The 8,779-nt window shown below is 74.0% G+C and carries 7 protein-coding genes; all 7 read right to left on the bottom strand.

The window, feature by feature from the left end:
- Nucleotides 1–412: 412 nt before the first annotated feature.
- Nucleotides 413–973: a hypothetical protein gene (locus tag LG632_RS28525; RefSeq protein WP_226730618.1), complete on the bottom strand. Its 561-nt coding sequence runs from the start codon at nucleotides 971–973 to the stop codon at nucleotides 413–415.
- A 110-nt stretch (nucleotides 974–1,083) separates the two neighbouring features.
- A complete protein-coding gene (locus LG632_RS28520) occupies nucleotides 1,084–1,962 on the bottom strand; it encodes a CAP domain-containing protein (RefSeq protein WP_226730615.1) in 879 nt (292 codons plus the stop codon).
- A 172-nt stretch (nucleotides 1,963–2,134) separates the two neighbouring features.
- On the bottom strand, nucleotides 2,135–4,204 hold the full coding sequence (locus tag LG632_RS28515; protein ID WP_226730613.1) for a phosphocholine-specific phospholipase C: 2,070 nt from the start codon (nucleotides 4,202–4,204) through the stop codon (nucleotides 2,135–2,137).
- 219 nt (nucleotides 4,205–4,423) lie between these two features.
- On the bottom strand, nucleotides 4,424–5,491 hold the full coding sequence (locus tag LG632_RS28510; protein ID WP_226730622.1) for an NAD-dependent epimerase/dehydratase family protein: 1,068 nt from the start codon (nucleotides 5,489–5,491) through the stop codon (nucleotides 4,424–4,426).
- Between the two features lie 173 nt (nucleotides 5,492–5,664).
- The gene (locus LG632_RS28505) at nucleotides 5,665–6,252 is read right to left on the bottom strand and encodes a DM13 domain-containing protein (protein ID WP_374203623.1); all 588 of its coding nucleotides are present in this window, start codon (nucleotides 6,250–6,252) and stop codon (nucleotides 5,665–5,667) included.
- Nucleotides 6,253–6,366: 114 nt separating this feature from the next.
- Nucleotides 6,367–7,236: a hypothetical protein gene (locus LG632_RS28500; protein ID WP_226730611.1), complete on the bottom strand. Its 870-nt coding sequence runs from the start codon at nucleotides 7,234–7,236 to the stop codon at nucleotides 6,367–6,369.
- Nucleotides 7,233–8,654: a phenylacetate--CoA ligase family protein gene (locus tag LG632_RS28495; RefSeq protein WP_226730609.1), complete on the bottom strand. Its 1,422-nt coding sequence runs from the start codon at nucleotides 8,652–8,654 to the stop codon at nucleotides 7,233–7,235. The genes LG632_RS28500 and LG632_RS28495 overlap by 4 nt, the downstream gene beginning before the upstream one ends.
- Nucleotides 8,655–8,779 lie beyond the last annotated feature (125 nt).

Below are 8,779 nucleotides of genomic sequence, written 5' to 3'. Positions count from 1 at the left end.
CGCGGCGGTCAGGCTCGCGGCGACGACGGCCGCGGCCGCCAGAGGCAGTCGCCGCCCCCGCCGCGCGGCGGGTCGGTGGGGCGTCGCCGGACGACCGGCAGGGACGGGAACGGGCAGGCGAGAACTCATGGCGGAGGCACCCCGGGCACGGTGAGGACTGCGGGACGGTCACGAGGCCCCGGTTCGGCGGAGCGGGCGGTCCGACGGTGCGCCCGGGACTCGTGAGCGGGCGGTCCGACAGTGCGCCCGGGGCTCGTGCCCCGGCGCCTTCGGCCGCTCGGCTGACGCGAGCATAGGGCGGCGGCGGGCCCGGGGAACCGCTCCCGTGCGATCTTGAGGATCCCCTAAGGAAGAGCTCACCTTCCGCTTCGCCGCCCGCCGGGCGGAAGTCCGCGCACAAGGTGCGGAAGGGTCAGAACGACGTCTCGCGGACGCTGGCCCTGGCCGACGGGTCGACGGTCGCGGTGATGACGGACCGGTGGTCGTCGCTGGTGAACGTGACCGTGAGGGTGTCGCCCTCGGTCTGGGACGTGGTGGCCTTGAAACCGCGGCCGGGCACGGCGGAGATCAGGCACACGCCCCGGCTGCCGTACCGCACGGTGGCCTTGCCGCCCTGGGAAGGGACCGTGTACAGCCCCGCGCCGCCGCCCTCGCAGTCGACGTCGACGGCCGGCGTCGGGGTGGCCGGGCGGGAGGTGCCCGGCGAGGCCTTGGCGGGCGTCGCGCCCGACGGGGACGGCCGCTGGCTCGGCGGGGGCGACGGGCTGGGGGAGGCGCTCGGCGAGGGGGTGCCGGGGGCCGGGCTGCCGGCCTGCCAGGCGGGGGGCGTCTCGATCACCGTCGGGGCGGACCGCGCGACCGGCGGTGTGTGCCTGGTCGTACCGACCACGAACTGGACCGTGCCGAGCACGGCCGCCACGCTGGCGGCCGTGCACGACAGCCATATGAGCAGGTAACGCGGAATTCGAGGCACCGCCCTATGGTGGCGCATGCCCCCCGCGGACGGCCCACGCCCTCCGGCCCGGGGAGGGGTCGGAGGGCGTGGCCTGTGGGGGGTTTCGTGGTGGCTCGGGGGCGTACGGGTTACCGGGGGGTGCCGAAGTTCTGGGTCCACCACGGGCCGCCGTCGCCCTTGTGGACGCCGATGCCGATCTCCTTGAACGCGCAGTTGAGGATGTTGGCCCGGTGGCCGGAGCTGTTCATCCAGGCGTTCATGACCGCCTGGGCGTCGGCCTGGCCGCGGGCTATGTTCTCGCCCAGGCGGGACCATCCGTAGCCCGCCGCCTCCACCCGGCTGGTCATGGTGGAACCGTCGGGGCCGGTGTGGGACATGACGCCGCTGCGGGCCATCGTGTCGCTGTACGCGCGGGCGGCGGCGGTGAGCTTGGCGTTCGTGGCCAGCGGACCGCATCCGGCGGCCGCCCGCTCCTTGTTGACCAGGGCGAGGACGGCGGACTCGGTGTCGGCGTCGGCGGTCCCGCCCGAGCCGCCCGAACCGCCGGAACCACCCGCGCCGCCCGAACCGCCGGAGCCGCCGGAGGTGGACGCGCCGGGCTTCCGGGTGGGCTTGTCGGCCGGGGCCGGCGCCGCCTTGGGGGCGGCCCCGCCGTCCTGCGACGCTGCGGGCTGCGTGGGTGTGGCCGACGCCGAGGCGCCGGTGGTGGGCGTGCCGGACGGCGTCGCGCTCGCCGAGGCCGACGCCCCGGCGGAGGGGGTGCCGGGGGCGGGGGTGGCCGTCGTACCCGGCGCGTCACCGCTGCCCGCCGTCCTGGACGCCGTACCGGACCCGGCGTCGGCGCGCTGGTCCTTGCGGGCGGCATCACCGTCGGAGTCGGCCACCGCCACCCCGACCGCCACGGCCGCGGCCGCCGCGGTGACGGAGAGCACGATGCGGGTGCGCACCGCCTTCCGGCGGCGTGCCTCGACGCGGGACGGGGTTTCGGCAGTTCGGCTTCGGCTCATGCCGCTGACACCTCACAAGGGCTGGGGTGGAGAGGGGTACGTCCCGCAGCGTAGGCCGGTGAGCAGCAAAAAGAAGCCTCAGGAAGGGTTCCTCAAGGTCCCTTAAGGAAGCCCGCAGGATCGGCTCAGGTCCAGGCGCCGGTCCCGCGGGCTCCCGTCAGGAGCGCCTGCGTCAGGAGCCCGCCTCCGTCAGGATCGCCGGGTCGGAGAAGCCGGCCGCGCCGGTCTCGACCTTGCCGGCGAAGCGGCGCATGAAGTCGGCGGTGCCGGAGGCCGTGACCGTGACGTCGTACCAGCGCCTGCTGTTCTTCAGCGGCACGCTGTACGTGACCGTCGCGCCCTTGGCCACGGTCAGCCGCTTCGGTCCGCCGCCGTAGGAGTTGGTGACCGTCAGCGTGGCCGTGGAGCCGCCGTTGTTGGTGAGCGTGAGGTCCAGGTTGCCGGTGGTGGCGTTGTGGCGGGCCGTGACCTCGGGGCCGGGGGTGGTGCCCGGGTTGCGGAAGCCGCGCAGGAAACCGTTCGGGCCGTGCACCGTCAGGTCGGTGACGCCCCCCGAGTAGCGGGTGTTCCAGGTGTCGGAGATCGACGTGCCGGCTTCGGTGGTGTACGTCCACGGGGCGTCGGTGCGGTTGCCCGAGGTGACGTAGAACTGCGCGCCCAGGTCCTGCCCCCCGCTGAACGTCAGCCGGAACCTGCCCTCGGCGGTCAGCGCCGTCCCGTCCACGTACGGCGCGTACTTCAGCGGCCGGGTGGGGCGCATGCCGCGCTCCTGGCGCGGCATGGAGCCCACGGCCGGCGGCACCGCCCGGAAATCGGGGTGCCGCTCGCGGTCCTGCGGCTCGAAGCCGCCGGTGTCGGGCAGCGCGACCGCGCCGGTCTCCCGGCGGGCGAAGTCGAACGCCGAGGTCAGGTCACCGCAGACCGCCCGGCGCCACGGCGAGATGTTGGGCTCCATGACGCCGAAGCGCTTCTCCAGGAAGCGGATGACCGAGGTGTGGTCGAAGGTCTCGGAGCAGGAGTAACCGCCGGTGCTCCAGGGGGAGACGACCAGCATCGGCACGCGCGGCCCGAGACCGTACGGCCCGGCGGCGTAGCCGGCCTTGCCGGGGAAGACGTCCAACGCGGTGGGCGTCGTCGACAGGCCCTGGCTCGCGTCGGCGGGGGCGTACGGCGGTACGACGTGGTCGAAGAAGCCGTCGTTCTCGTCGTAGGTGATGAACAGCGCGGTACGGGCCCACACGTCAGGGTCGGAGGTCAGCGCGTCCAGCACCTGCGCGATGTACCAGGCCCCGAAGTTGGACGGCCAGTTGGAGTGCTCGCTGAAGGCCTCGGGCGCGGCGATCCAGGAGACCTGCGGCAGCGTGCCGGCCCGCACGTCGGCGCGCAGCCGGTCGAAGTAGCCCTCGCCGGCCTTGGCGTTCGTGCCGGTGCGGGCCTTGTCGTACAGCGGGTCGCCCGGCTGGGCGTTGCGGTAGCGGTTGAAGTAGAGGAGGGAGTTGTCGCCGTAGTTGCCGCGGAAGGCGTCGTTGATCCAGCCCCACGAGCCGGCGGCGTCCAGGCCGTCGCCTATGTCCTGGTAGACCTTCCAGGAGATCCCGGCCGCCTCCAGGCGCTCCGGATAGGTCGTCCAGCCGTAGCCGGCCTCGGCGTTGTCCAGGACCGGGCCGCCGCCCGTGCCGTCGTTGCCGGTGTGGCCGGACCACAGGTAGTAGCGGTTGGGGTCGGTCGAGCCGATGAACGAGCAGTGGTAGGCGTCGCAGACGGTGAAGGCGTCGGCGAGCGCGTAGTGGAACGGGATGTCGTCCCGCGTCAGGTACGCCATGGTGGCCGGCGTCTTGGCGGGCACCCAGTTGTCGTACTTGCCCCGGTTGAACGCGCTCTGGCCGCCCGCCCAGTCGTGGTTGAGGCCCTGGAGGTACTCCATGCCGAGATCGTCCGACGGCGGCCGGAACGGCAGCGTCTCCTTGCCCGCGCCGTCGGCCTGGTGCCAGACGGACTTGCCGCTGGGCAGGGTCACGGGGCGCGGGTCACCGAACCCCCGGACACCGCGCAGGGCGCCGAAGTAGTGGTCGAAGGACCGGTTCTCCTGCATCAGGACGACGACGTGCTCGACGTCGGCGATGGTGCCGGTGGTCCCCTGCGCGGGGATGGACGCGGCACGCGCGATGCTCTCGTTGAGCACGGTCAGCGCGGCGGCGCCACCGGTGAGCTGCAGGAAGCGGCGGCGGTTGAGTTCTGCCATGGAGGGATCGACCTCTGTCGTCGAGGGTGGCTGAGCGCCCCTAGAACAACGCGCCCGGGGGAGCCTGACGTGACGGCGCCGGATACACGAGACGAACACGAGCCGGATTCCGCACGACTCCGGCCAACTCCGGTCCGTCGTGCGCCGTCCCGCGGCACCACCACGGGCAACCGGGACCGATCGGGCTCCCTCCTCCGGGCCCTTGGCCGTCGCCCGCGGCTACTCCGGTGCACCGGCCGAGGGGCGGAGTTCGGCGTGGGCGAACTCCGTCATGCCCGACGTGAAGGTGACCTGCGGGTGCCAGCGCAGGGCCGTGCGCAGGCGGGTGGAGTCGGCGGTGATGTGGCGGACGTCGCCCAGGCGGAACTCGCCCGTCACCAGGGGTGCGGGGCCGCCGTGGGCGCGGGCGAGCGTAGCGGCCATCTCGCCGACCGTGCGCGGGTCGCCGCTGCCCACGTTGTACGCGGTGTGCAGCCCGTCCCCGGGGCCCGGCGCGGTCGCCTCCAGGGCCGCCACGTTCGCCCGTGCCACGTCCCGTACGTGGACGAAGTCCCGCCGCTGGTGGCCGTCCTCGAAGACGCGCGGCGCCTCCCCGCGCGCCAGAGCCGAACGGAAGAACGACGCGACCCCCGCGTACGGCGTGTCGCGGGGCATGCCCGGCCCGTAGACGTTGTGGTAGCGCAAGGAGACGGCCGAACCGCCCGTCGCGCGGGCCCAGGACGCGGCCAGGTGCTCCTGGGCCAGCTTCGTGGTCGCGTAGACGTTGCGGGGGTCCGCGGGGGCGTCCTCGCCCACCAGCCCGGGGACCAGCTCGGCGGCGCAGAGCGGGCAGCGCGGCTCGAACCGGCCGGCCTCCAGGTCCGCCACGACCCGCGGCCCCGGCCGCACCACCCCGTGGGCGGCGCACTCGTAGCGTCCCTCGCCGTAGACCACCATCGACCCGGCCTGCACCAGCCGCCGCACTCCGGCCTCGGCCATGCCCGCCAGCAGCACGGCGGTGCCCAGGTCGTTGCAGCCGACGTAGGCGGGGGCGTCGGCGAAGTCCTTCCCGAGCCCGACCATGGCCGCCTGGTGGCACACCGCGTCCACGCCGCGCAGGCAGCGCCGTACGACGTCCGGGTCGCGGACGTCGCCGTGGACGAACTCGGCGTCGAGCGCCGGCGGCTCCTGCGGGTGGGCGGCCGGAAGCAGCGCGTCCAGCACCACCGGCTCGTGGCCCGCCGCCGTCAGGGCGGCCACCACCTGCGCGCCGATGAATCCGGCGCCCCCGGTCACCAGGATCCGCATCCGCATCTGCCTCCGCATGCTCGACGGGTCCTGCGTGTCCCGCGTGTCCTGTGTGTACGGCGTGTTGCGCATGTCCCGCGTGTTCCCCATGTTCCGCACGCTACGAAGCCGCGGCCCGGCGCGGGGGCTCCCGCGCCGGGCCGTAAGACTTCCGTCACCCGGCCCGGGCCGGGCTACGCCTTGGCCAGCTCGGCCGCGCCGAAGGAGACGCTGAAGCGGTCGCACCAGATCGTCACGCTCGTGTACGTGGCCAGGTCGAGGCCGGCCGGGATCTCGTAGTTCTGGTCGCCCTTGTTGCCCTTGAGCTTGCCGAGGCTGATGTGCTTGCCGTCGTCGAAGACCTTCCAGCCCTCCGTGCCCGGCTTCACCGGGGCGTCGGTCAGCCACACCCGCAGGTCCGGGCCGTTGCTGGTGTCCAGCCCCTCCAGGCGGAGGGTGTGCGAGCCGTCGGCCAGCCGGACGACCTTCGCCGTGCCCTTCGTCTCGTGCTCGTGGCTGATGAAGGTCCCCCGGGCGACGGTCTGCGGCGGCTGGGCGGCCGCCGCCGAGGGGGCGCCCGACGTGCCCGACCCGCCCGACGTGCCAGGCGCGGCGGGGGCGGCAGGGGCGCCGGTCGGCAGCGCCTCGCTCACCGTCTCGTCCGTCCACAGCTTCCACGGCTCGAACAGGAGCAGCCCCGCGGCCACCACCGCCGCCGCCACCGCGAGCGCCACACCCACCACGATCGGCCGCCGCCGCCCGCTCTCCCGCTTCGTCCCCACAGCCCTGACTCCCGCCGTTCTCGTGCCGTACCGGCTCACCGTCGCACCGGCTCGCCCTGGTACCGGCGCGCCGTCGTTGCCGACAGTCAACCCGGTGGGGCGGGGGGCACACCATTACACGGGCATTACGGTCCTGCGTAACGTCACCTCGACCATCCGCCGCTCGGGCCCGCGCCGCCGCAGCACCTGGTGGCCGAGGAAGGCCGCCGGGCCGAAGAAGACCTGGGCCGGGATCAGGGCGGGGGCCTCGCCGGTGACGGCCGTGACCAGGTGCAGCACCGCCACGGGCGTCACCGCGCCGAAGAGCGCGACCAGGGCGACGCCGGTGCGGAGGCCGGCCTTTCCGTACGCCTTGTACGCCGCGGTCGTGAACAGCGCGTACGCCAGCAGGTCGCCCATGCCGACCACCGCACCCAGGTCCTCGCCGATGCGCAGGCCGGCGGCGGGGGCGTACGGGTAGCCCTGGACGGCGTCGGAGAGTTCCTCGGTGAGCGGGACGACCCAGGCGAAGAACGCGTCGTAGGCGGCGAGGGCGAGCAGGAACCAGGCGACGTTGCGCAGCCGCATGCCGCCCTGGACGTTGAGGTTGGTGGCGGAGACGACGACCAGGCCGACGACACAGCTGTTGGCCACCCAGTACGGCGCCGCGGTCTCGCCGAAGGCGCGGTGGCAGACCAGCACGGAGGCGATCAGGGCCGCGATCAGCGCCCAGCGCAGCCGGCCGTCGCCGACGAGGGGCGCGTAGCCGACGGAGAGGCCGCCCGCGAAGACCAGGGCGAGCACGACCGGCAGGGTGGCGCCGGGCAGGGCGAGGTAGACGTAGGGAAGCGCGAGGACGAAGCCCATCATCAAGAAGATGTCGCGGCCGTTGAAGACGCCGAGCGGCGGCCTGGGCGTGCGGACCGAGCGGAAGTAGGCGATCGCGCCGGCGCACACGGCGAGCGCCAGGGCGGTGGTGACCGCGAGCTGGAAGAAGACCGTCATGCGTGGCTCCGGGTGAAGGTGTGCTCCAACAGGTCGCAGCGGAGGGGGAAGCGGCGCGCGGCCTCGGCGTCGTCCAGCGGCAGGACGCTCACGCGGGCGTCGATGCCCTGGGCGCGCAGCAGTTCGGTCACCTCCGCCGCGCTCAGCTCCCGCGAGGCGAGTTCGACGTGGAGCCTTCCGTCGTCGCCGGTCGCGGCCCGGTGCCGCAGCGGGAACGGCAGCCCGGGGGTGCCGTCGAGGGCCTCGACGACGTCGCGCGGGGTGACGACGCCGTCGGCGGTGCGGTACAGCCGGCCGGCCTTGCCGAGGATCTGGGAGACGGCGGGCACGGCGGCGAGTTCGCAGTCGGCCTCGCCGTCGCCGTCGAGGGTGCGGACCACGTCGCCGGTGTTGTAGCGCAGGACCGGCATGCACTCGCGGTACGGGTAGTACGGCGTGACGGTCAGCTCGCCGAGCCGGCCGGGGCCCGCGGGCTCGCCGGTCTCCAGGTCGAGGACCTCGGTGTAGCCCTGGTTGGGGTCGATGTGCAGATGGCGCCGGCTGCAGGTGCGGCCGCCGACCGGCAGCAGCTCGGTCATGCCGAAGTTGTCACCGACGGTCTCGGCGCCGAAGGTCTCGCGCAGGGCCTCGGTGAGGGCGCGGGACATGATCTCGCCGCCGGCGTAGACGGACCGCAGCCCGAACTCGTCCGGCTTGCAGCCGAGGTCCCGGGCCGCGGTGACCATCCGGGCGAGGTAACTGGGGTTGCCGGTGAGCAGGGTGGGGCGGGTGTCGCCGTCCCGGCCGAGCAGGTGCTCGACGGACTCCTCCGGCGGGACCTGGCCGACGACGTGGCACGAGGCGTTCACGAGCCGGCACACCTCGACGTCCTCCTGCACGGCGGCCGTGGCCCGCGAGCTGAGGTTGATCTGCATCCGGTCGCCGGGGCGGATGTCCCCGCGGAGCACGACCGAGAGGGCGATCAGGGCGGGCCAGAGCTCCATCTCGTAGCGGGAGAGCCAGATCTGCACGGGGCGGCCGGTGGTGCCGGTGGTCTGCGTGACCAGGTACGGCGAGCTGCACAGGAAGTCGGTGGGGCGTGCGATCAGGTCGGCCTTGCGGGTCACCGGGATCGTGCGGAGCGTCTCGGTGGTCAGCGCGTCGAGGTCCGTGCCGGCGAGGCGCTCCCGGTAGAAGGCGGAGCGCTTGGCGAGACGGCGTACGGTGCGCTGGAGGGCGCGGTTCTGCAGGTCGCGGCGCTCGTCCGGGTCGGCGAAGGGGCCGTCGGCGAGGTCGTCGACGTCGTCACCGAGCGAGCCGAACTCCTCCAGGGTCCGCAGGGCGTCGGCGACCAGCCGCTCCACGGCCCGGACGTTCAGCCGCCGGCCGAACACCATGGCCGTCGCGACTCGGACCTGCCGGACACCGGTTTCCAGCACCGCGCCTCCTCGGGCTTCGTCAAGGGATGGGACACGTCACGTACGACGCCGACGTGGGAGGGGGTGCGGGGGGGGGGGGGGCCGCCCCCCCCCCCCCCCCCCCCGGGGGGGCGGGGCCCCCCCCC

This window comes from Streptomyces antimicrobicus, from assembly GCF_020532625.1.
GTDB classification, from domain to species: domain Bacteria; phylum Actinomycetota; class Actinomycetes; order Streptomycetales; family Streptomycetaceae; genus Streptomyces; species Streptomyces antimicrobicus.
Note: the sequence above shows the minus strand (reverse complement) of the source record. Positions and strands in the feature narration are given on the sequence as shown.